At 43.7% G+C, this 24,376-nt stretch carries 17 protein-coding genes; 6 read left to right on the top strand and 11 right to left on the bottom strand.

Features of this window, described 5'->3' with window-relative positions:
• Nucleotides 1-7 precede the first annotated feature (7 nt).
• The 5 genes from WG905_RS17255 to WG905_RS17235 all read right to left on the bottom strand — a co-directional run bounded on the left by WG905_RS17255 (nucleotide 8) and on the right by WG905_RS17235 (nucleotide 3,994).
• Nucleotides 8-964 (bottom strand): TolB family protein, encoded by a 957-nt coding sequence (locus tag WG905_RS17255; RefSeq protein ID WP_339593001.1) that lies wholly within the window; start codon nucleotides 962-964, stop codon nucleotides 8-10.
• Between the two features lie 189 nt (nucleotides 965-1,153).
• Nucleotides 1,154-1,636, bottom strand: a complete 483-nt coding sequence (locus WG905_RS17250) for a hypothetical protein (RefSeq protein ID WP_339593000.1) — start codon at nucleotides 1,634-1,636, stop codon at nucleotides 1,154-1,156.
• A 3-nt stretch (nucleotides 1,637-1,639) separates the two neighbouring features.
• Nucleotides 1,640-1,816 (bottom strand): hypothetical protein, encoded by a 177-nt coding sequence (locus WG905_RS17245; RefSeq protein WP_339592999.1) that lies wholly within the window; start codon nucleotides 1,814-1,816, stop codon nucleotides 1,640-1,642.
• Nucleotides 1,817-1,921: 105 nt separating this feature from the next.
• Nucleotides 1,922-3,262 carry a DUF2130 domain-containing protein gene (locus tag WG905_RS17240; RefSeq protein ID WP_339592998.1) on the bottom strand — a complete coding sequence of 447 codons (1,341 nt, stop codon included), beginning with the start codon at nucleotides 3,260-3,262 and terminating at the stop codon, nucleotides 1,922-1,924.
• Between the two features lie 69 nt (nucleotides 3,263-3,331).
• Complete coding sequence (locus WG905_RS17235; protein WP_339592997.1) at nucleotides 3,332-3,994, bottom strand: metal-dependent transcriptional regulator; 663 nt, start codon at nucleotides 3,992-3,994, stop codon at nucleotides 3,332-3,334.
• Nucleotides 3,995-4,100: 106 nt separating this feature from the next.
• On the opposite strand from WG905_RS17235, the gene WG905_RS17230 reads away from it, so the two are divergent.
• Complete coding sequence (locus WG905_RS17230; protein WP_339592996.1) at nucleotides 4,101-6,500, top strand: TonB-dependent receptor; 2,400 nt, start codon at nucleotides 4,101-4,103, stop codon at nucleotides 6,498-6,500.
• Nucleotides 6,501-6,502: 2 nt separating this feature from the next.
• On the opposite strand, the gene WG905_RS17225 is transcribed toward WG905_RS17230, so the two are convergent.
• Nucleotides 6,503-7,813 carry a RagB/SusD family nutrient uptake outer membrane protein gene (locus tag WG905_RS17225; protein ID WP_339592995.1) on the bottom strand — a complete coding sequence of 437 codons (1,311 nt, stop codon included), beginning with the start codon at nucleotides 7,811-7,813 and terminating at the stop codon, nucleotides 6,503-6,505.
• Nucleotides 7,814-7,850: 37 nt separating this feature from the next.
• Nucleotides 7,851-10,826: a SusC/RagA family TonB-linked outer membrane protein gene (locus WG905_RS17220; protein ID WP_339592994.1), complete on the bottom strand. Its 2,976-nt coding sequence runs from the start codon at nucleotides 10,824-10,826 to the stop codon at nucleotides 7,851-7,853.
• A 284-nt stretch (nucleotides 10,827-11,110) separates the two neighbouring features.
• On the opposite strand from WG905_RS17220, the gene WG905_RS17215 reads away from it, so the two are divergent.
• Nucleotides 11,111-12,253, top strand: coding sequence for a putative sensor domain DACNV-containing protein (locus WG905_RS17215; protein ID WP_339592993.1), 1,143 nt, complete (start codon nucleotides 11,111-11,113; stop codon nucleotides 12,251-12,253).
• Here the strand turns inward: WG905_RS17215 and WG905_RS17210 are convergent.
• Nucleotides 12,248-12,808, bottom strand: a complete 561-nt coding sequence (locus WG905_RS17210; RefSeq protein ID WP_339592992.1) for an RNA polymerase sigma-70 factor — start codon at nucleotides 12,806-12,808, stop codon at nucleotides 12,248-12,250. The two genes, WG905_RS17215 and WG905_RS17210, sit on opposite strands and share 6 nt — an antisense overlap.
• A gap of 121 nt (nucleotides 12,809-12,929) precedes the next feature.
• Here WG905_RS17210 and WG905_RS17205 point away from each other — a divergent pair, with 121 nt between their 5' ends.
• Together WG905_RS17205 and WG905_RS17200 are read left to right on the top strand one after the other, a co-directional pair.
• Complete coding sequence (locus WG905_RS17205) at nucleotides 12,930-16,013, top strand: SusC/RagA family TonB-linked outer membrane protein (protein ID WP_339592991.1); 3,084 nt, start codon at nucleotides 12,930-12,932, stop codon at nucleotides 16,011-16,013.
• Nucleotides 16,014-16,062: 49 nt separating this feature from the next.
• Nucleotides 16,063-17,580, top strand: a complete 1,518-nt coding sequence (locus WG905_RS17200; RefSeq protein ID WP_339592990.1) for a RagB/SusD family nutrient uptake outer membrane protein — start codon at nucleotides 16,063-16,065, stop codon at nucleotides 17,578-17,580.
• A gap of 85 nt (nucleotides 17,581-17,665) precedes the next feature.
• On the opposite strand, the gene WG905_RS17195 is transcribed toward WG905_RS17200, so the two are convergent.
• Together WG905_RS17195 and WG905_RS17190 are read right to left on the bottom strand one after the other, a co-directional pair.
• Complete coding sequence (locus tag WG905_RS17195) at nucleotides 17,666-17,833, bottom strand: hypothetical protein (RefSeq protein ID WP_339592989.1); 168 nt, start codon at nucleotides 17,831-17,833, stop codon at nucleotides 17,666-17,668.
• 131 nt (nucleotides 17,834-17,964) lie between these two features.
• Entirely contained in the window at nucleotides 17,965-19,428 is a 1,464-nt protein-coding gene (locus tag WG905_RS17190) for an amino acid permease (RefSeq protein ID WP_339592988.1), read from the bottom strand.
• A gap of 175 nt (nucleotides 19,429-19,603) precedes the next feature.
• Between WG905_RS17190 and WG905_RS17185 the strand changes: the two genes are divergently transcribed.
• Both WG905_RS17185 and WG905_RS17180 read left to right on the top strand, forming a co-directional pair.
• On the top strand, nucleotides 19,604-19,936 hold the full coding sequence (locus tag WG905_RS17185; RefSeq protein ID WP_339592987.1) for a PadR family transcriptional regulator: 333 nt from the start codon (nucleotides 19,604-19,606) through the stop codon (nucleotides 19,934-19,936).
• Nucleotides 19,933-21,501: a PspC domain-containing protein gene (locus tag WG905_RS17180; protein WP_339592986.1), complete on the top strand. Its 1,569-nt coding sequence runs from the start codon at nucleotides 19,933-19,935 to the stop codon at nucleotides 21,499-21,501. Before WG905_RS17185 ends, WG905_RS17180 begins: the two co-directional genes overlap by 4 nt.
• A gap of 22 nt (nucleotides 21,502-21,523) precedes the next feature.
• Here WG905_RS17180 and WG905_RS17175 read toward each other — a convergent pair whose 3' ends face one another.
• Complete coding sequence (locus WG905_RS17175) at nucleotides 21,524-24,238, bottom strand: carboxypeptidase regulatory-like domain-containing protein (protein ID WP_339592985.1); 2,715 nt, start codon at nucleotides 24,236-24,238, stop codon at nucleotides 21,524-21,526.
• Nucleotides 24,239-24,376 lie beyond the last annotated feature (138 nt).

Below are 24,376 nucleotides of genomic sequence, written 5' to 3'. Positions count from 1 at the left end.
AGATTTATTACTTGATCAGGTAGCTCACAAAAGCAATTTTTTGACTATCAGGACTCCATGATGGAACATTTAACGTGCCTTGACCGCCACAAAAAACGGGGGTGAGGTCCTTTATGGTTTTAGTCAGGGGATCCATCAGCCGCAATTTCACATCTTTGCCAAACAAATGCTCTTGCTTTTGATCGGATGTATAAGCAAGGTAGATGACCGACTTGTTATCGGGAGAGGGATGAGGAAACCAATTTGAATTTTTGTCAAAAGTCAATTGTTCAGGCATTGTTCCATCAGCCAGCATCCTCCAGATCTGCATATTCCCGGTGCGGTAAGAATTGAAATAGATATATTTACCATCTGCCGAATAATCAGGGCCGTCATCCAATCCCACCGTGTTGGTTAATCTCTTTTCGGCCCCTCCTTCGATTGAAATTGTATAAACGTCAAAATTACCATTGCGTTCTCCACAATAAGCTAAGGTTTTTCCATCAGGGCTCCATCCATGCCAGAAGGAAGGAACTTCAGCAGTCAACCTTCTTGGTTTTCCACCTGAAATTGGAATAACGTAGATAGCTGATTTGTAAGATTTGGAAGAAGTATCACTTTTATCGTTATGGCTCAGTGCCAGCCATTTTTTATCGGGTGAAATCCCATGATCATTGTTGTTTGCCGTAGCAAAGCCAGTATTGATGATGTTGAGCTTTTTTGAGACTAAATCAAGGGTATAAATCTTACCCTTACTATTTAATATCAGATAATTGTCGGGATGCCAATTAGGTGCTTCGAAGTGTTGACTCGTCGATAAAACAGTATCAATTTTCCCGGTTTTTAGATCGAGCGTATTTATGAAAGTTGTCGTGTCTTTCCTATTTTGCGCAAAAACTGAGATGGAAAAAAATACAATGCAGAGGATACCGATAAAACACTTGGTGCGAATAAGGTGAGCCTGTTTCTTTAGATTTAATTCCATATGATACAGTGTTTCTAATATATTTGGCTGGGTCACGACCGAGTGGGTCGAACGACAGTTAATTTACAGTAATTTTCCCACAAATACTTAATATATTGACCACTATGAGTGGTTTAAAATTAAGCTTTCAGCAAATAATAATATATGTGCTTAAAATGTTTTGAGCACGAAATTTGCAATTAATTCCTTTTATAAATCATTACCTCTTAACGCCCTTATTTTTTCTAATTCAATCACATCAATCTGATCTTTAGGTCGATTTACTGCCTTTTTGTTTTCTATCAATTGATTGATATGCAAAAACGGGATCAAGATGCCACCTAAATCTGCTATAGATGCAGCATTTAAACACTCTAGGAAAGATAAATTCTCTAAACCCTTCATGCTTGTCATAATATCTAATTCAATTTCATTAGCCACATAAAACGTTGTCCAGCCCGGCACAAATTCCATGTTTTCTATTGTAGGGAAATCTCCAAGGCCGAGATCCTTGAATGACTTTCTTAAATTTCTTCTATTTTCCAAGGTGTCATAAAGCCAAAGATCTAAATCATCAGTACTTCTATTAAAACCATGAAATCTGGTTGCAAAACCTCCAACCATAATATACTTTACATCGTTGTTGTTTAAAGATTCCCAAAATAGAAGTAAGGTTTCATCTAATGCATCCATATATTATTTGTGGGTTATTCTAGCCTTTTTTAAAAGCGCATTCCTGCGAAGCATTTTAGTGAAAAGCTTAAACTTGTCCATATCCGACCGAAAAACATCCTTGTGCAGGCGCTCACCTTCTGAAGCATAAGTGATAAAATTAGCCTCGGTGTTTAAAATATGATTCTCGCCCTTTTTCATCTCGATGATTAAATTTATTTAATGCAATTTACGAATCATATACAGATTAACCATAACAAAGGGTGCCTTTCCAGCTATATCCTACTATTGAGGTGAATACCGGTATTACTCCAACAACAACGGCTCGTCATCATCATCGGTTAAGCTAAACCTGATGTTTTCTGTCCCTGAAATTCCTTCAATAGAACCCCTGATATGTGCTGCGTTCAGCATCACTTTCTCCAGCTGCTTCTCGCGCGACTTCCAAAGTCTTTCCATCGCATCACGTTCTTTCTGTATGGAAAGTTTCATGCTCATAAAACCTTCCCTGATGGCCTTCCATTGCTCATTAAATTCAGTGCTGGTCAGGTAATCATACAGCATATGCATTTTATCACCTTTATTTTCCTGCGATTTTGAAGCGCTGAACAATTTAAGGATACCATCCCTCAAAATATAAGAAACAGCTTTTACCTCATCAAAAGAGCAGATCCAGACACCGTCTTTCTCCCCAAAGCAATCCATCCCTTTCGGATAACACTGGGTCACGATAACGGCTACATCAACACCCATGCTCCGCATGTCTTTCTTCAGCTTTTCGATCCAGTCCAGCGAGAAATCCTTGGTGCGTTTACTCTCATAGATGATTTTCCCACATTCCTGTCCGAACTGGTTGCGGATATGGTGAACGCAATCTGCACCACGTACGCCCTTGCCAACTTCAGTGACCAGGTCAAAAGGAAATGCGTTACGTAACAATTCTTCCAGAATCAACTCCTGCACTTCACCCTGTAACTGCATAGAACCTTGCTCAGCCTTGCGTTTCATTTCTTCAGCCAGTTTCTTTTGGTCCTCGAGTTGCTTTTCCAGTTCCTTTACCCTTAACTGGTGTTCGGTATCTTTAAGGTTGTTTCTTTCGTTTTCCTGCTTTCTGATCTGTTCAACGAGTTCGGCACGTTGTTCCTGCAGCATCCTTTGCATTTGCAGCTCCAGTTCTTCTTCTTTTTTAACAATTTCCTGCTCTTTCAGCAGAAATTCAAGCTCCTTTGCGCGTGCCAGCTTTAATCGTTCTTCCTGCTCTTTATTGGCATTGTTTAATACCTGCAGTTTGTTTTCAAAATCACCAGCTATGGTTTTCCTTAAGCTTTCCTCCATGGTCGCCTGCATTTGCTTCTTTTCTTCAGCAAGTTGTTGCTGGAAAAGTTGTGCCTGCACTTTTTGTTGCTGCTCAAAGGAAGCTTCCAACTGCTTGTGCTGCAGCAGAAATTCTTTCTGCTTCTGTTCCATGGCTAATTCCAGCAGCTTCTGCTGCTGTGCCATTTCCACTTGTTTAAGCTTAAATTCCTCTTCTTTTTGTTTGGTAAAAGACAGCATCTTTTCACGAAGGTCTTTTTTATATTCTTCTGCCATCACCTCCTCCATGGGGAAGGAATGTGCACAGTTAGGACATTTTATTTCTGTTGCCATAATTCAATCTCAACAATTTATTTTAATGTAGAAGTGATGATGTTACCTGCAAGATGAGCCATTTATTGCTTATTTGCGAACATACAGACTGTCTGCGAATTTCAAGGATACATTCCGGGCCGCTTGCCCCTCAATCTCCATCAGGAAAGAACCATCAAAGGATACCTTTTCAATAATTTTAAGGCGACTGCCAATATTGATACCCAGTTGCTCCAGGTATTTCAGAAATAGGATAGAGGTATCTTTAACTGCTACAACCATTCCACTTTCACCGGGTTTTAATGCCGATAAAATCACTTTATCAATGGCAACAATCTCCCCATTGGCTTTAGGGATTGGATCACCATGAGGATCAAATTCCGGAAAATCCAGGTACTCCTCCAGCTTGCTGATCAGTTTCGGCGATTTGATGTGCTCCAGTTGCTCTGCTACTTCATGCACTTCATCCCAGGTAAAATCTAGCTTTTGATATAAAAAGGTCTCCCATAAACGGTGTTTTCTTACAATATTCATTGCGTTATTCCGCCCGTTTTCCGTTAATGATATCTTTCCATATTTCTTGTAATCTACTAAATTCTTTTCTTTCAATTTCTTAAACATATCCGTTGCCGTGGCCGGTTTAACCCCCAGGTGTGCAGCCAGTTCATTAATTCCCGCTTCGTCTGCACCTTCGTTCCTGCTGCCTATTTTAAGCAAGGCTTTTAAGTAATTCTCTTCTGTAGTGGATAACATCGTGTAAATATAAAACAATATATCTCAAGATTTATTTGTTAGACTAGTCTAACTATTGTAGTTTTGTTTACTGAACCATAAGGTTAGAAAACCAAAACATATGAGCTTGAATCCAACATATTCGCTGTCTTTAACATTAAAAACCCTGATGCTCTTTTTATTCATGAGTTGGTTTGGTATGGATGCAAATGGACAAACCGGCACCATCCGCGGTCAGGTGCTCGATGAGGATGAGGCATTGTCGGCAATTTCCCTTCAAATAAACGGCACCAACTATGCTACTAAAACCAATGACCAGGGCTATTACGAGTTTGCCGATATTCCTGCACAGCGTTATACCCTTGTTATTTCAGGGGTAGGTTATCAAAAACTAGAAAAAATAGCCTTGCTAAAAGAAAACCAGGTATTGGTTGTCAACGCTAAGCTGTCTAAACATCATTCTAATTTGGATGAGGTAGTGGTTACCGGGATGAGCAGGAGTACCGTATTGCGCAAGAGCCCGGTTCCTATTGCCGTGCTGAGTAAAAGGGCAATGGATCAGCAGGTGAGCAGTAACCTGATTGATGCCATTGTAAAGGGCATTCCAGGCGTGAGCGCGGTAACGACCGGACCTAATATTTCCAAGCCTTTTATCAGGGGTTTAGGATATAACCGGGTGTTGACCCTATTTGATGGCTTAAGGCAGGAGGGACAGCAGTGGGGCGATGAGCATGGTATTGAGATTGACCCTTACGGAATTTCAAGGGTAGAAGTGGTCAAAGGGCCTGCCAGCTTAACTTACGGTTCCGATGCCGTGGCGGGCGTAATCAACATGATCCCCGATCAAAGCCCTTTGCCGGAGGGAATGTTAAAAGGGGATTTTACGACTGAATATCAGCACAATAATGGCATGTTTGGCAACTCCTTAGGCCTTGCCCTCCATAAAAATGGCTGGCGGTATGCTGCCCGTGCCAGTGGTAAAATTGCCCATAGTTACCGAAATCAAGTGGATGGTCTAGTGTATGGCACCGCTTTCCAGGAGTATAACCTTTCTGCAAGTGCTGCCGTTCATAAAAAATGGGGACACTCCAAAATAGCCGCCAACTATTATAATAACCTGCAGGAGATTCCTGATGGTAGTCGTGATTCTTTAAGCAGGAAGTTTACCAGACAGGTACTGGATGAGGGTGATGATATCAAAAACCGGCCAGTTGTGCCGGAAAACGAGCTGAATAGTTATCGCATTGTTCCATTGCACCAGCATATCCAGCATTATAGGATTTATAATTCCGGTCAGTACAAACTTGGTAATTCATTGCTCGATGTATTGGTGGGTGGGCAGCAAAGTGTGCGCAGGGAATATAACCACCCTACTACACCCGGACAGGCGGGCTTATACCTGGTATTGAATACCTTGAATTTTGATGCTAAATATCATTTCCCCGAGTTCAACGGGATACAAAGCACCTTAGGCTTAAGCGGGATGTACCAAACCAACCGTAACAAGGATGCCACAGATTATCCTATTCCCAATTATGACTTGTTTGATATGGGTGCCTTTTTCTTCGCCAAGAAATCTTTTGGGAAGTTAGATCTTTCTGCCGGGGTACGTGTCGATGACCGCAAAGTGGATTGGAACGATTTTGCGCAGTTTACTGCTTTTGACAAACGGTACCAGGGCGTTTCAGGCAGTGCTGGCATCACTTACAACTTAACAGAGCGGATCTTGTTTAAAGCTAATATTGCCCGTGGCTACCGTGCGCCCAACATTACCGAAATTGGTTCCAATGGTCTGGATCCCGGTGCCCATATTGTTTACCTTGGTAACCGGACTTTCGTTCCCGAATTTAATTTGCAACAGGATATTGGCTTTATGGCCTACCTTAAGAATATTGACCTGAGCCTCGAGTTGTTTAACAACAATATTCAAAATTATATTTACCAAGCCAGGTTAACTGACGAAAATGGCGAGCCGGTGGTGGTGGTTCCCGGAAACCTGACCTACCAATACAAGCAATCGGCAGCAAGGTTATACGGTCTGGAGGCCAGTGTAAACATTCACCCCACTGCTGTTCCGTGGTTCACTTTAAACAATAGTGTTTCCTATGTGGTTGGTAAAACCAATGGCCAGCACCTTCCATTACTGCCTCCCTTACAGCTGCGTTCAGAAATGAAGTTTGCCGCACAAACCAACAAAACCAGTATCTTCTCCAAGCCTTATATTAAATTTGAAGCAAACTACCATGCTGATAAAAATCGTTTCTATGCCCTCGATGATACAGAAACGTTCACAGACGGTTATGCCCTTTTTAGTGCAGGTCTCGGTACGGGATTGAAAAACAAGCAACAAAAAACATTTCTGGAAGTGTTCATCCAGGGCGAAAACTTATTCGATACCGCCTATCAAAGCCATTTGAACCGTTTAAAATATTTCGAATACTTCCAGTCATCGCCAAATGGCCGATCGGGGATTTATAATATGGGAAGAAATTTTAGTGTGAAGGTGATTGTGCCAATTGGTTTATAAAATCATATCGCCGGATCTGGTGGTGTATTCGGATTATTTACTCTTTCCTGATCAGGATAGGGATAAAAATTCCTGTTCCGCTCGGTAAGGTTGGTTGGAGAGAAAGGACGGTTAAAACGACGGGAATCTTCCAACCTTTGTCCGCTCAGGTACAATTCTGCAGAACGTTGCTTGTAAACTTCCAACAACAAAGCGTCTGGCGTCATGGGGCCGCTATAAGCAGGAAGGCCTGCATGCACACCGAAAGGATCTCCCGCGGTTTGTGTTCGTACCAGGTTAATCTGAGTCAGTGCCTCATCAAGGGAACCATTTGTTCGAAGCAAAGCTTCAGCAATGATCAGTTTAATTTCATCAGGTAAATAAACCGGTATAGTTGCTGCCTGACTGCCGCCAAAACCGGTCAGCGTGCGGGTGGTGGTGGTGCCTGAAGTAGTGGTACTGATGTAAAAAGCCTCCCTTCGGTCGCCTGGTTCGAATAATTCAGCAGGTAAACCAAAGCCTGGCCTCGGCGCATAAAACCTTAGGTTGACAGTAATATTCCAGATTGGGTTTACACTTTGTGAATTATATTCAAAGACATTGGCCTTACTTTGATCTGCAAGGAGCGCATTGCTCAGCGCAGCAGCATAATTACCTGCCATTAGGTTATAACGAGCATTGTAAGTATATAAAACACTACGTAAGTCAAAGCGCGGACCTGTAATCAGCGAAGTGAATTCTGGCGTAAGTGGTGTGGCATTGATTTCAGCGATGGCTTCATCCAGCAAACGGATGGCCTCTGCTAAAACCTGCGCCCGGGGTACGAAGGTTACTTTCTCCGTTTTACTGGTGGCAATATTGGCCTGCTCAAAGGAGGTCGCCAACGTGCCCAGGGAAATGGCCTTGAAAAGTTTCGCATTAGCATTAATGCCAGCCAGTAAACCGCCGGTCAGTGTGGTTACATTGGGTGCATTGGTGATTACATCCTGACTCATGGTCATCAGGCGCTGCATGTCAGACCATAAAGTCAGAATATTACCATTTGCAGTCGGCAAGGCTGTTCCTCCAGCCTCCAGTTCCAGGGTATTGGTAAAAGTAGCCACCCCTTGTATTTCCCTGGCGGTTACTGCCGGGTAGAAATAAGCTGATGCAATGCCGTTGCTGGCATAAAATTGCCGCATCCCTATACTCAGTCCGATGAGCCCCTCACGTGTGGTCAATACATCGGTTTCATTAGGTGCATTGGGGCTCACCGTATCCAGCTTGCAGCTGCCTGTAAATAAGAGCAAGGTAATCAGTAAGCCTGTCTTTATCGTGTAAACGAGCTTGTTCATATTTTTATAATTGATCATATTCATCTGCTTATACCTGTTAAAATGTGACGCTTAAACCGGCAACGATCATTCTCGGGATAGGCACTTCCACAAAATCAAATCCGCGGACGGCAGAACTCTGTCCCGCCGCATTTACTTCCGGATCATAGCCACTGTAATCATCGAAAGATAAGAGGTTCCGTCCGGCGATGCTTACACGCATGCTGCCCGATTTCAAAAATGCAGGCTTAAACTCATAAGTTGCCGAAACTTCCCTCAACTTCACATAGGAGCCATCCTCAATCCAGTTCTCGAAAATAGAAAATAAAGCCGCAGAGGTTCCCTTGGGCACTTCACCCCTAAGCTCAGGCTCATAACCCTTCAGACCGCCGTAGAGATCCCGGTCGCCAACCCTTTTCGTAAAGTTAAATACATCGCCACCGATGGAAGCGTCAAACTGAGCACGGAAAGTCCATTGCTCACCAACGGACACTTCATTAATCAAGGAGCCGATCCAATCTGGATTAGGATCACCGATCACCTTTCTCAGGGTAGCACCAACAGGCTGCCCGTTTGCATCGCGGCCTACTTTCTCTGTCTGTGGTAAGCCCGATGCGTTCAACAACCTGGAGCCATCCGCATTGCGTGCAAAATAAGTAGAGTAAAAGGTGCCCAATGGCTGGCCATTGATGGCAGCTACTTGTCCGAAGCCACCTGCAAAGGTCAGCAGGCCACCGGGTATGTCGTCCACCTTATTCCTGTTCCTGGAGTAGGTAGCTGTAATGTTCCACCTTAAATTATCCTTATAAATAGGTACGCCCCGCACCATCAGTTCAACCCCCTTATTGGTCATGGTACCCACATTGATAAACTGGCTTACATAGCCGGTAGTGGGGGCAAGGTTAGCCAGGATGATCAGGTCTTTCACATCTTTTTTATAATAACTAAATTCCAGGCTCAGCCGTTCACTGAAAAAACTCATGTCTGTACCAATCTCAAATTCCTGCTGGCGTTCAGGCTTAATGTCTGCATTGCCCAGTAGCGGCGGAGAATAGACCCCCGGTAAGCTGGAAACGTTCACTGGTACATAGGATGTGGTTTTATCATAAGCAGAAATGGCCGTTAAATTACCCGCCTGTCCGTAGGAAGAGCGGATTTTAAAACTGGAAATCACCTTTGAAAGATTGGAATTCTTCCAGAAATCCTCATTGGAGATGACATAACTGCCGCTTACTTTCGGATAAAACTGCCCCCTGAACTCCTCACCAAACACCGAGGAAACATCATAACGCGCCGCACCGGTGATGTATATCTTATCTAAGATGCCAAAAGTCTGCTGTGCAAAAGCACCCATGATGTTGATGTCACTACGAAACTCCGTTGGTACAGCAACCCCGTTGTTAATAGTTTGTCCGATAGGGCCCAGTAAGGTGGCGGTAATGGCAGTCTGGTAAAGTTTTTCGCTTTGGGCGGTAGCGCCAATCCCAGAAGTGGATTCCAGCCAATCGTTTATTTTAGTTTGATAGGAGATATTGATGTCATTGTTGAGCAGATAGGTCGTGCGGTCGGCCCTGCGGGAATACCCTGTATTGTAGGAAGGTGTGGTGTTACCCACTGGGATATAACCCGTGCCTATTTGTGTAGAGTTATCATAACCAAAAACATAATTAATGTTCAGTCCCTTGATAGGGTTGGCAGTTAATTGAAGATCCCCTATAAAGCGGTTGGTCCTTTGTCTGAAATTAAAACGGTTAATTGCTTCCAGGGGGTTGGTTCTGGCGATGGCAGGAGATAAGGACGGGTAGACCCCGGTTACAGGATCAGGGTATGGGCTGATATGGTTATTGCTAAAGATAAAGCCTGTTAAAGCGCCGTAGGCCTCTACTAAACCCCCGTTTGGTATTTCCTTACTTGTGCTCAATACATAATTTGCACCCAGCGACAGTCGCAGCCAGTTATTTAATTTCTGGTCGATCCTTGCCCTGCCACCACCTCTTACAAAGTTGGTCTGGTCAATAATTCCCCGGTTATCAAGGAAGTTTGCGCTCACATAATATTGGGTGAGGGCACTACCTCCTGATACGGAAATATTATTATCGGTACCGATAGCGCCAATAAAAATTTCATTCTGAAGGTCATAGCGGGTAACGGGTGTCTGGGTATTATCGGTTGCAATAAAATTGTTGAAGCGGAAACCATACCTGTTCACCTCCAGTTTCTTTCTTAAATCACTTACACTGAACTGTGTAGAAACGGTGAAAGAAGGTTTCCCTTCCCGGCCTCTTTTGGTAAAGATCTGCACAACGCCGTTGCTTGCCCTTGAGCCATAAATAGCTGCTGCTGCAGCGCCTTTGATGATCTCCATGCGGTCGATATCATTCGGGTTTAAATCAACCAGGCGGTTTTGTGAATAACCACCCAGATCCAGCAACTCAGCTGAGCTGTTATTGATGATCACTCCATCCACAATGTAAAGGGGGTCACCGGCGCCGGCAACCGTACTCGTGCCGCGGAGCCTCACACTGATTCCGCCGGCAGGGTTTCCTGAGTTTTGGGTAATCTGTGCACCCGAAATTTTACCACTCAATGCCTGGTCGATAGAGGTCGCTGCACTGCTGGCAATATCCCTGGAATTTACCGTGGATATGGCGTTACCTAAAGTTCTTTTGGTCCGCCCCCCGGGGTTACCGGTTACCACCACCTCATTCAAACGCACCAGGTCTTCAGCAAGGCTGGCATCCAAAGTAACCTCAGTCTGTTGCCCCAATGTCAATGTCTGTGTTTTTGGCGTATAACCCAGGTAGCTGAAAGTCAGCGTATAACTGCCCGGAGCCAGTTGCACGCTAATCTGATAGGCGCCATCGTTGTTGGCCACATCGCCTGCATTGGTGTTGTTAATTCTGACACTTGCTCCTGGAATAAGTTGATTTGTTCTGGAATCTCTGACCACGCCTTTGATCGTGTATTGTTGGTTCTGAGCCAACACAGCTCCTGAGAAAAACAGCAGCATAAATGCGAGTAGTTGTGTTTTCATCCGTCTATTATTTGGTTTTCATAGGTGATGAAGCTATCATAAGCCACATTTCCACTTAAAGTTAAGCAATTGTGAAGAACAATTTCCTAGTATTTTAAAATTGGGAAGTGCTTGTTAACCAGCATGTCTATCTCGCTTGCCGGCGCCTCATGGACACGTTATGTTGTGTGCGCACTCCCTGCACTCATGGTGGACTCACCCTTATCGAGCGCCAGAACGACACCCATTTTGATAAAAGACAAAAAGCAGATATTTTATAAGGATGATTATGCTAACTTTAAACCATGATTTACCAGTCGACTTATCAAGCAGCCAGAATTGTTGCTCCGAAATTGGAGGCCATATTTGCAGAACACCTAAAGACAGCAAAGGAAAGCGGAGAGGACGACCTTGCCCCCCTGCCCGAGGCTCATTTCGTAGAACATATATTGGATGCCACTTTTTGGGCTAGTTTGCGTAAAGAAGAGGGGCACCCCACAAAGATATCTTTGGCCTTCGTCTCTCCTGAACAGGCTGGTAATCCATTGCTTCTAAAACATCATTTGCCTTTAAACCCCAGCGTTTTAACCAAACTGGCACCAGGTGTAGAGCGGCCCGGTATACATATTGGGGTCTGGCATGATGGCAATGACCTGTATGTTTGGGGTACAACCATCATTATTCCGAATTATTGTTTCGTACTCGATGTTTCTGAACCTGGTCTGCTGGTCATTAAACACCGCAGAATTTATGGCTTCGGAAAATATACCAATGTGGCTGTGCTGAAGGGTGAACAGATTAAAATTGTTGATACCACGTCGCCTCGTTCTCACGACTGGCCCACCATGTTACTGACGCTACTTGATTTGATGGCGCCTTCTTACTGGAACGATTCCGTCAATGTGCTCATCCAGATTGCCGTTTCCATGCGTGCGCACCAGCGCGGGGGTATCATGCTGGTGGTTCCATCAGAAAATAATAATTGGCTGCAGTCTATTGTAAAGCCCATCATTTATAGTGTGCAGCCTTCTTTTAGCGGCTTATCGAAGTTACTGATCCAGGACAGGAAAGAGGCCAGTCAGATTTTTTGGCAAACGGCCTTAAGGCGTGAAGTAGATCACTTAGCCGGTTTAACTGCGGTTGATGGTGCAACAGTAGTGAACGAGCGGTTTGAATTATTGGCTTTTGGTGCTAAAATTGGCCGTGCAAAAGGGAAAGATATTCTGAATGAAGTCTCCTTCAGCGAGCCTATTGTTGACGGTGGTGCCATCAAGATTCCTGCAGCCAAAATTGGCGGCACGCGCCACCTTTCAGCAGCACAATTTATCAATGATCAGAAAGATGCCCTTGCTTTAGTCGCATCACAAGATGGCCATTTCACCATTTTTTCCTGGTCTGAACAAAGTAATTGTCTGCAGGCACACCGTATCGATACCCTGTTGTTATAACATCGCATACCTGAATATAGGGCGTAGAAAATGCAAAGCATTCGTCAGCTGGTTTTCTACCGTGCGTTTTGAAATGCCCAAGTGCCTTGCGATCTCGTCGTTGCTCAGTTGTTTCCTGCGGCTCAGGATGAAAATTTCCCTGCATCTTTTTGGCAATTGCTTTAAGGAAGTATCTATGGTGTTTTCCAGTTCTATCCGGCAAAGTTTTTCCTCGCCTTCATTGACGCTTTTCTGCCGTGGCTGTATTTTTTCATAATCAGCGATGTAGGAAAGTGACGCTGATTTTTTCGCTTTCAATTGTTTGTAAACATGATACCTGGCTGCACTTTCCAGGTACTGCTTTAAGCAGTGAATCTCATACACATGCCTTTTCTGCCAGATCCTTAAAAATATATCCTGCACCACTTCTGCTGCTGCTGCTGCATCTTTCAAAAAATAAAATGCAGTCCCGTATAAGCTGGACCAGTAGCGATTAAACAAAGTGTCAAATGCTTTGTGGACGTCTCTTTTCATGGCCTCCAACAATTCCAAATCTGAATACTGATGTAATAACATACAATGTTTTTGAATGGTTATTCAATTTACTTAAAATTTAAGTTGGGAGCAAATTTTAAATTTTATGTGTGTGAACCCGGAAAATGGTCTCTATAGTAAGATATCATTAAACCAATCTATTATGAAAAAAGATTATCTAACCATGAACATGATCAGGGTCATACGGCTTATGCTGATCTTATTCTTCACCACAGTTTTCCAGGCTAAGGCCGGCAATTATTTTCAGGAACAGCCCTTTCGGGTTACAGGGGTAGTGAGCGATGAAAACGGACAACCCTTGCCGGGGGTTGGTGTTAAAGTGAAGGGCGCAACTGTTGCTACGGTAACCGATACCGAAGGCCGGTTCGGACTGCAGATTCCAGGGAATAGCACCTTGATTTTCACGTCAGTAGGGTACGCAGCCCAGGAAATAGCCCTCAATGGGCGGACTTCCCTCAATGTAAGAATGGCGGAAGCTGCTGCGGCATTAAGTGAGGTGGTGGTTATTGGTTATGGTACCGTTAAGCGGGCCGACCTCACCGGTTCGGTGGCCACGGTAAAAGGTGCCGACATTAAATCGCAGGGTGTGAGTGATATTACACGCTCCTTGCAGGGTAAAATGCCCGGTGTAAGCATTGAATCAGCAGGGGGTGACCCCGGTTCGGGAACAAGGATTTTAATCCGCGGTGTGGGTACTTTAGGAAATGCGTCACCGCTCTATATTGTTGACGGTGTACAGGTATCTAACATCAATAACCTGAACCAAATGGATATCGAGTCTATTGATGTGCTGAAAGATGCTTCTGCAGCAGCTATTTATGGTTCCAGGGCTGCCAATGGCGTGGTTTTGGTGACCACCAAATCAGGCAGGGCCGGCGCTCCGGTGGTGCAGGTAACGGCCAATTATGGTGTTCAAAAAAAGGCCAGTAGTGTAGATGTGCTTAACGCACGGGAATGGGCAATAGTGAGTAACCAGGCAAATGCCAACGCAGGTTTCCCGGGCTTAGAAATTGCGCAGAACCCTGATCAGCTGGGTGAAGGTACAGACTGGCAGGATGCCATCTTTAGAACCGGAGCCGTGCAGCAATACAATTTATTGGTAAGCGGAGGTGGGGAAACCACCAAGTACAGTGTTTCTGGCGGTTATAACGACCAGGAAGGAATTGTGGATATCACCAATTACCGGCGTTATAATTTAAGGGTGAAAACAGAAACGACTAAGGGTATATTGAAATTCGGACAAACCGTATTGCTTTCCCGGGAGAAGTTTGTGACTATGCCCGGTGGCTGGGGCGGACAGGGAGGAAATCCGGTAGGCTCGGCCATGCAAATGATTCCTGCTTTTAGCATCTATGACCCTGCTGCTCCGGGCGGTTACGCCGGTGCTTTTGGTCCGGTGGTTAATATTGCCAACCCTGTTGCACAGTTGTACCTTGAAGATATTAACCGGGTCAATACCAGCTTGCTGGTAAATGCTTTCGGTGAATTAAAGATTCTGCCGGGCTTAACCTACAGGCTTAATGTCGGTTATACCAATGCTTCCAATTCTAATTACGACTATTACAGGCGCCATACCGTAGGTGCTTTGTTTTCGCACCCCACAAATGATATTTCTTTAAGTGAAGACAGGAATATCTTGACGCTGGTTGAGAATACCCTTAGTTATAACAAGGAGGTTGGAAAACACAGCATTCAGGCGCTGGCAGGTTATACCTATCAGGATAACGACTATAAATTTACCGAAGCCGCCAGAACAGATTTGCCTGATGGCATTGACCAGATTGATGCCGGTGGAGGTATCTCTACCAACTCTGGTAATAGCCTGGAGAGCAAGCTGGTTTCTATTCTTGGCCGGGTGATTTATTCTTATGATGAGCGTTATTTGCTGACAGCCAGTTTCAGGCGTGATGGTTCTTCCAGGTTTGGTCCGGATAACCGTTATGGTAATTTCCCCTCAATAGCTTTGGGCTGGAATATTTTCAGGGAGAATTTCTTTGAGCCCGTAGCAGATATTTTCTCCAACATGAAATTAAGAGCGAGTTATGGGGTGTTGGGAAATCAGGAAATTGGCGACTATCAATATAGCGCAGCTGTGGCGTCAAATATTAATTATGTCATCGGTGCTGATCAGCAGCGATGGTTTGGGGCCATCCAGACTGCCTATGCATCGCCAGACATTAAATGGGAGACTACCAAGACATTTAACTTCGGTGTGGATGCAGGGTTCTTTAAAAATAAACTGACCTTCAATGCTGATTATTTCATCAAAAAAACTTCTGATGTTCTTTTAAATGTGCCGATACCTGGTTCTGCCGGTGCAGTTACCAATCCGGTGGTGAATGCGGGTACACTGCGTAACAATGGCTTTGAGTTTGGAGCGAACTTTAACAGCAGCTTTGGTAATTTTAATTATGGTGTTACGGGTACCATCTCAGCAGTTAAAAATAAAGTGATCGAACTGGGTACAGGCTCCCAGCAGATTTTTGGCGGTCAGCCTTCCCACCATGGTGCTTCCAGTACCCTAACTGAAGCAGGTGGTTCTATCGGTTCTTTCTTCCTCATCGAGGCCACAGGTATTTTTAATTCGCAGGAGGAAGTGAACAACTATGCCAGGAATGGACAGCTGATACAGCCTAATGCAGGGCCTGGAGATATCATCTTTGCTGACCATAACGGCGACGGACAAATCAACGATAATGATAAGGTCAACCTGGGTAGTCCTTTTCCAGATTTTGAATATGGAATAGGCCTCAATGGCTCGATGTACAACTTTGATATCAGCCTGTTTTTCCAGGGTTCACAAGGCAACAAAATCTACAATGGCCTGGCACAGGTGCTGCAAAGTACCAACCTGGGGATCAACTATTCTACAAAAATGCTGAATGCCTGGACCCCGGAAAACCAAAGTGATATACCGAGGGCAATTTCCAGTGATCCCAACTCCAATAACAGAACCTCGTCAAGGTTTCTGGAAAGCGGATCTTATTTCAGGATGAAAACTTTGCAGATCGGTTATACGCTAAAAGAAGAGCTTGCGAAAAAAATCCGTGTGAATTCATTGCGGGCTTATTTCAGTGCCGATAACTTGTTTACCATCACCGACTATAGCGGCTTTAACCCGGACCTTGGAAGAACCGGGACTATCCTGGATCGTGGGGTGGATTTTGGTCATGTTGCTTATCCGCTGGCCAGAACCTTTTCCTTTGGTATTCAATTGACCTTGTAAATACTGTGCAAAATAAATGCATGACCATTGAAACTTAAACTACATACAGATGAAAAAATTAATCATATTTTTTTTAGCAGCAGCCCTGTTCGGCAGTTGTAAAAAAAGCGTTTTAGAACTAGAAAATCCCAATCAAATTACTGAAGAAACTTTTTGGAAAACTGAAGCTGATGTTAACAGTGCCTTTGCTGCAACTTATACTTTGTTAAGGAATGTGGATGGCGGCTTCTGGGGGGTAAGGGGAATTGAACTGGCTAATGGCAGGGGAGATGACTTTTACATCAGAAATGACGTTGCTGATCTGTACCAATTGTCCACATTTACCAATAATGCCGATAATGGTGTAGCTGCTAACCTGTGGAACACTTCTTACCGGGCTATTTTCCGGGCTAATCAAATTCTAGAGAAGATCCCGGGGATGTCCCTTGATGCCCAAAAAATGACGGAATTTACTGCTGAAGCTAAATTTTTAAGAGGGCTGAATTATTTTATTCTTGCCATCAATTTTGGCGATGTGCCTTTGATTCTTGCTGTCCCTAAAAACAAAGATGAGTATTTCCAGCCTAAAGTTCCTGAAGCGGAAATATGGAAACAGGTCATTGCAGATTTTACTGCTGCAAGTACTGATCTTCCGGCTTCCTATTCAGCACAATGGGTTGGAAGGGCTACAAAAGGTGCAGCCCTGGCATATCTTGGCAAATCTTACCTCTACATGAAGGATTATGCTAATGCAGAAACCACACTTACCCAGGTAACGGCTTTGCCTTACCAATTGATGCCTGATTATGAGGCTAATTTTATGGCAACGACAAAGAACAATGCAGAGTCAGTTTTTGAAATTCAGCTGGCCGATGTTGGTGGTACAGACCCTTGGGCAGGTGAAGTTGCCAACCAGGCTTTAGGCGTAACCACGGCACAGGAATTTGCGCCTTCAGAAGTGGGCGGCTGGTTTGAAATCGGGCCAACAGATAAGCTCTTCAACGAGTTTCAGAAAGAAAAAACGGTTGATAATGATTTCGATCCGCGGATGTATGCCACCATCGTCTGGAATTATCCTGGAGCAACCTTTTACAGGAAGCCTTTCAGTAGTTTCAACCTGGTATTCGGCTACCAGAGTTTACTTAAGAAATACCAGAATTTTTTGCAGGAGAATGAGTTGTCTGGTGCCAGCGGTGCTTCCAACTTTACTTCCAGCAATAATGAAAGAGCCTTGCGTTATGCCGATGTGCTGCTGATGCTGGCCGAAGCTTATACCATGCAGGGCAATGTAGGTGCAGCTTACCCGCTGGTGGAACAAATAAGAACAAGGGCCAAGCTTGCTGCCTTACCTGCTGGTTTTACCCAGGATCAAATGATGACCGAAATCAGGCACCAGCGGATGATTGAGTTTGCAAGGGAAAATCAACGTTTTTATGATTTAAAACGCTGGGGACTGCTACAACAGGAAATTGTCAATAGTGATAAGGTTGGAAGGCAGTTCTTTGTTGGTGGAAAACATGAATATTTCCCTATTCCACAAAGTGAAATCAATGCAAATCAGGCAATTCAGCAAAACCCTAACTGGTAATTTGCTGCCAATGCTCATAAAAGGGGCCTTTCCTTAACCGGAAGGTCCCTTTTATATTCTCACGCTGTTAAAACTTAGCGGCTTGTTATGAAAACACGACAGCACCGATGATGGCCAATAAAAAAAGCAGTGCCATTACAATGCGGTCGATTTTTATCCATTCTTCATGGGTTAATGATGTCTTCGTACTTACTTTTTTTTCCACCCTTTGCCTGGCAAACGTTGGGAAGAGATAGTTCAATTTAAATAACATATTGGACGTAAAGAGATGTACTCATCTCTCGCAAACCTTAAGCCAGCTTTAAGAAAATCTATTAATTGTAATAAAAACTGCTCACAAAGGTGTGCAGTGTGATATATAGTTAAAAGCTGTGTATTAGATCTTTATACCTCAGATTCTTGCTTTTTGTGTAGCGCCTTTCTTAGGACACTGTTCTTTTTACCGTATAGAAAATAGATGGCCAGGCCGATGGCTAACCATACAATTAACCGTAACCAGGTGTCCAGTGGCATGAAAACCATCATTGCCAGACAGGTAACAATCCCTAAGATGGGAATTAAAGGAACGAATGGCACTCGAAACGGCCGTTCAGCATTTGGGTCAGTCTTGCGTAGAATCAAAATGCCCACGCAAACCATTAAAAAGGCCAGTAAAGTGCCTATGCTGGTCATTTCACCTACCACACGCATGGGTACAAAGGCTGCGAACATGGAGATAAATGCACATAAAACGATATTTGATTTATAAGGTGTCTTAAATTTAGGATGTATTTCTGAAAATATCTTTGGCAGCATACCATCACGGCTAATGGAATAAAACATGCGCGACTGTGCCATCAGGTCGATCAGGATGACAGAGGTATAGCCAATCAGGATCGCTAAAATAATGGCCTGACTCAACCAGGCATAGGGTGTGTTTTCTATGGCAATGGCCACCGGGGCACCGCTATCCCCAAAATCTTTATAATTTGCCAGACCGGTCATCACATGTGCAAACAAGCCGAACAACACAGTACACACCAGTAAGGAGCCTAAGATTCCGATAGGCATATCCCTTTTCGGATTTTTAGTTTCCTGCGCTGAGGCCGCAACGGCATCAAACCCTATAAACACAAAGAACACTAATGCTGCTCCCCTTAGCACACCACTCCAGCCATATTCACCGAATGTGCCTGTGTTTTGAGGGATATAGGGTTGGTAATTGGCAGGGTCTATGTAATTCCAGCCCAAGGCAATAAACACCACGACCACACCAACCTTTAGAAAAACCACAATGGCATTAAATATTGCCGATCCTTTAGTGCCCCTCATGATGATCATGGTCATCATGATCACAATCAGCGCCCCGGGTATGTTGATCCAACCCTGGACAATACTGCCATCGGCAAGTTTGGCAGTTTCAAAGGGCGACATGGTGAGCTGTGCCGGCAGGTAAATGTTAAAAGAGGCGAGAAAACGGGTGAGGTACTGCGACCAGCTGATGGCTACCGTGGCACAGCCGACGGAATATTCCAATACCAGGTCCCAGCCAATAATCCAGGCGAAAAACTCACCCATAGTGGCATAAGAATAGGTATAGGCACTACCGGCAACCGGGATCATCGAAGCAAATTCTGCATAACATAAAGCAGAAAAACCACAGCCCAATGCCGCAATAAGAAAAGAGAGGGTAACAGCCGGACCTGAATAATTAGCTGCGGCAATGCCGGTGATGGAAAATAAGCCGGCTCCTAAAGTTAAACCTACCCCAATCAGGATGAGGTTGAAGGGGCCCAAGGTCCTTTTTAAGGAGTTTTCTGAATACTCGGCCGCCTCTTCTTTGATCAGCGCAATTGGTTTCTTTAACATCTGCGTTTAATTGGTTTGCAAAAGTACTTTATTGTTGATATAAGTACGACAAAATAAGTCGTTTAAATCGCTTAAAAAAATTAATAACTTAATTATCAAATGGTTATAAAATTTATTTATCTTTATATAGTACTATGTATTGCATATTACTATATAAAACATATATCTTTGTGATATGATAGCAGAAAATACGCAAACGCAAATGCGAAAGGGCATACTCGAGTACTGTGTGCTGCTTATAATATCAAGGGGCGAGATTTATGCTTCGGATATCATCGCAGAATTAAAGTCGGCCAAATTACTGGTGGTAGAGGGAACGCTCTATCCATTGCTGACCCGTTTAAAGAATAATGGCTTGCTGAGTTATAACTGGGTAGAGTCTACATCGGGACCGCCGCGCAAGTATTACACCTTAACGGAAGAGGGTAAGGGGATGGTAAGACAACTGGATACCACCTGGAAGGAATTGGCTTATGCAATTGAAACATCTAAACAAACAAAACAATGAAACGAACGCTAAACATAAATATCGGCAACTCCATTATCCATATCGAGGAGGATGCCTACGAGCTGTTAACCAGTTACCTGAATGAGATCAAGGCTCATTTTGCCAGAAATGCAGATGATTTTGAGATCGTAACAGATATCGAAAACAGGATTGCCGAAATGTTCCTGGAGATTTTGACCATCCAACAAAAGCAGGTGATCAACATCGATGATGTGCGGGTGATCATGGCGCAGATGGGTAGTGTGCATGATTTTGAAACTGGTGAAGAAGCTGCAGAGCCTATTGATTCTTCCTATTCAACAGGGGTTAAAAAGTTATACAGGGATACCGACCAGGGTATGGTTGCTGGTGTTTGTGCAGGTTTAGCTCATTATTTAAACGTGGAAGCGCGATGGGTAAGGCTGTTTGCTTTAATTACGATATTTTTTGGTGGCGCTGGTATATTAGCTTACCTGGTGATGTGGATCATGGTACCGCGTGCGGCAACGAGGTCAGAGAAAATGTACATGAAAGGGGAGGCCGTAAACCTGCAAGGTTTTATACGCAGTTTCCAGGAGGAGATGGAAAGTAACCAGCTGATTAAAAGGTCTGGCGGATTTCTCAGCGAAATGGTAGACTGGCTAGGCAAGTTTTTAGGCGGGGCGGGCTCTGCACTCTTTAAAATCTTCGCTGCCATCATCATCTTTATTGCTTCGGGCATGTTATTAAGCCTGGTCGCTGCATTGGCTGCTTTTCTAGGAATTTTTGATGCCAATACCAATGAGGTCTTTCCTTTAAGTATGGTGGATCCTTCCTACCTTTCCCCGTTATTAATTGCGATTTTTCTAGCCTTAGCGATCCCTTTATTGGCCCTGGTGCTTTTCGGCGTCCGTGTGGCATTTAACGGTAGGCCGATGAACAGGTCTGTTTCCTTCGGACTGCTGATCATCTGGTTACTTGGGGTTGCAACGAGCATCTTCTATATTGCCAAAGTAACCTCTGAATTTAAGGAAGAGGCGGAGTTTACACAAATAATGCCTTTAAAGCCTTATCCGGTATATACCCTGGAGCTGAATAATTCACGTTTTTTCTCTAAAGAAGATAGCATCAGGTACAAGATCAATGCGGAAGGTTATAAAGGAAAGATTATTCTGGATGACCGGGAGGGGCCTTTCAATAACCGCAATAATGTGCGCATTGATATCGTGAAGAGTCTTGATAGTGTGGTTTCCGTTTCACAGAATTACAGTGCACATGGAAAGACTTTTGAGCTTGCTTTGAGAAATGCACAAAATATAAAGTACGATTTTCAACAACAAGATTCACTCTTGCATTTCAGTTCGAGCTTACACCTGGATAAGAATGTAAATTGGCGCGACCAGGAGGTACGTTTAACGGTTAAGGTTCCTGTAGGAACTAAATTGATATTGAGTGAAAAGCTGGACCGCTATTTAAATCAGTATGGATCCTGGGCATGTAACGAGGAGGGAGAGCGTAACCGCGATTATATAGAATGGGTGATGACAGAAGAAGGTTTGAAATGCCAGTATGAATTAAACCAGGGAACACATCAGCATGATCAGTGATGATGTGCTCCCCGGTGGAGAATTATTTAACGGTATAACGGTAGACAAAACGGCCAGGGTTGCCGTTTTTGTCTAGCCCTTCTACTACTGCTTTATAGGTTCCTTTACCTTCAGCATTATAAAAGTCAAAAGATATTGTGCCTGTGGCATCAGTGATCACCCTTGGATTCCAGTAAATGGTGCTCCTCAAGTCTTTAGCTGTTGAATTAGGGGTAGTATATTTCGGAGAATAGAATTCTCTGTGTTTGCTGAACCCTTTAGGGTTAATGGTGACAATATTGTTTTGAGGCAGCAACTTTTTAAGGTCTGCCAGGCTCATTTTTTCTTTCTTGATTACTTTCATGTTAATGGAGATCACACCATTAGTACCATAGGTACGGTTAACGGTCCCCAGTTCATCCTTCAGGAAGATTTCAATAGACTCCATCTCTGCAATATTCACCGAGCTGATTGAAAAGACATCTACCGGTGTACCTGCCAGGAATACCTGCATAGGCGTTCTTCTGCCAGCATTATAGTCCCTGGTGATATAAAAGTAGCCTTCATCATAGGTTACCCCTGTGGCCATGGTTCTTAAACAAGAAAGCAGATCGTTACAGCCAGCAAAGCGTGAACCATCGATCTGGTGATCGGCCATCATAGAGAGTGAAGATAAGGCAGAGTAATCGGAGTGATTTACCTTTTTAATTGGCGCACCTTCAATTACCACCTCTTTTAACTGGCGCATATAGCTGTATTGTTTTTTGCTGTTACTCAGGTAATTGTTTAAAGTGCTGTCGATGTTCTGAATTTCTTCAGCTCTATTTTTGTTATGGGAAATTGCAGCCATCGGTGCCTGGTCTACCATGATCATTAAATTATTGCCAGCAGAGCCATATTTAGCACTGATCACCACCTGTGAAGAATCAGGGAAGTTCAGGTTCTGGAAGTTAAATATTCCCGAAGGACTGGTCAGTGCCTCTGATGAGTAAGTTCGTTCTGGAATGGTTAGGCGTAAGCCTGCCTTTTTCACAGGCATCCCTGTGCGGTCCCTTAAGGTTCCGGTAATGTTCATGCCCTGTTCCGGAAGAAAGTTAACCTTCGGATATTTATCGGCAAGGATATCCTTGTAATTAAACCTGCGGTATCCCTGGGTCAACATCAGTATATCGAGTTCAGCCAGTTTTTTATCATCAGTTTTATTAAAATAATAGTTCGGTTTTTCTATGTATCCTTTCAGGTCGGAACTTAAAAGTAAGGAACTGAAAATAGTAGTCTCTGTGTCTTCATTTGTAGGTACTTTCTGTTCATCAGTAACCGCAACCGAGAAATCGCCGACCAGTTTTTCCGTTGCATTTTTTGCTGTAACGGTCATCTTCACTTTCTGGCGGGGCTTATAGGTTGGCAGGTCTGTTGCAACGGTCAGTTTTAGCGAATCCGGATGTAAAACAAATACCAATCTCTCGCTCACAGGCTCTCCTGCTGCAGAAAACAAGGTGATCTGAACGATGCCGGAAGGGAATTTTGCTTTCGGGATTTTAGCCGTAATCACCTGGTTTTGCAAACCAGTTTGTGCGGCATAATAAATTATTCCGCCATTTTGAGCAACAATGTAGACCCCTTTATCTTTATGCTGTTGGAAGAAAGCATCATTGGCCACGATTTTAAGGCTGATGTTTTCAGGATTGCTATTGTTGATCTGTAAGGTAACACCGGAGGCTACAGGTTTAGGCAGTTCTATTGTTTTTTTACTGCCATCCTTAAAGCTGATAGTGGCTTTATAGGTTTTAGCGGCATCTGTATTCAGGTAAAAAGCACCCATGCCCGCATGGCCAGACGTAAACGTGGTAATCTGGTTGCCATCCTGATCGGTAACTGTTCCTGTTGAACCAATACCAAGGCCTTTAGAATTTACTGCTTTAAAGGCTACCTGAGTAGGGACCCCTAATATAAGATCTCCTCCTTCAGGAAAAAACTGGATATCATTTTCGCCGGTACTGGGTTTAATATCAAAGCTGGCGCTCAAAGTTTCTTTATCGGCAACCGTGATGTCGGTAACCAGCTGGCCATTTTTGATGGCTTCGCTTTTACGCGGACTGATGTTTAACGTCAACACCCCGTTTTGATCGGTGGTGCCTTTACCCTTATCCACAACATCGTAGGATGATATCATCTTCCAATTGACGGTTTTATTGGCATAAGCCACTTTATCTGCGTTTTTGTATTGAATGCGTGCCTTGATCACCTGGTCTTTGGCTGTCTTTTCGGTGTCGTAACTGAAATGTGTTAACAATTCCTTGTCGACAGCCTCTCCAATGGCAATATTCTTTGTAAAAAAATAGTCGGGATCGAAATTAAGCATCCATACGGTGTAAGCCCTTACATAATAGTTCCCCTGTTTAAAGTTCAATGGATCTAGCGGAAGGTTGCCATAGGCAACACTGTTTGTAACGGGGAATTTTAACGAAGAAACCAGTGAATCCTTGCTGTTCATCACGTCTACGTAGACAATTTTGCTGAGCAGTGAAGGAAGGTTTTGCTCTGAAGTGAGGTATGCTTTGAACCAGATGGTATCTACCACACTGTAATAAGGTTTATCAAAGTGTAAATAAACCTTCTCCACCGGATACAATTCCGGAAGCTTGCTGGTTTTATTGATAATGTTCGTTAAAGTTGTCGTGTCTAGCTGCGAAAATGCTGAAAATTGCAGGCCAATTACCAGGATGATCAAGGCAGAAACAAATTTTAAATACTTCATGAATATAATTTAACGTTTATTTTCGCTAATATATTCATTTAGCCTCTTAGCTGCTTCATATAATCAAGCCTTTAACAAATTTTTACATTTTGATAAGGGGAAGAAAAAAAAAGGCAGGCTTGATCATATGATCAAGCC

The organism is Pedobacter immunditicola (genome assembly GCF_037482985.1).
Lineage (GTDB): Bacteria > Bacteroidota > Bacteroidia > Sphingobacteriales > Sphingobacteriaceae > Pedobacter > Pedobacter immunditicola.
The sequence above is the reverse complement of the archived record's forward strand: the minus strand, read 5'-3'. Positions and strand labels throughout refer to the sequence as shown.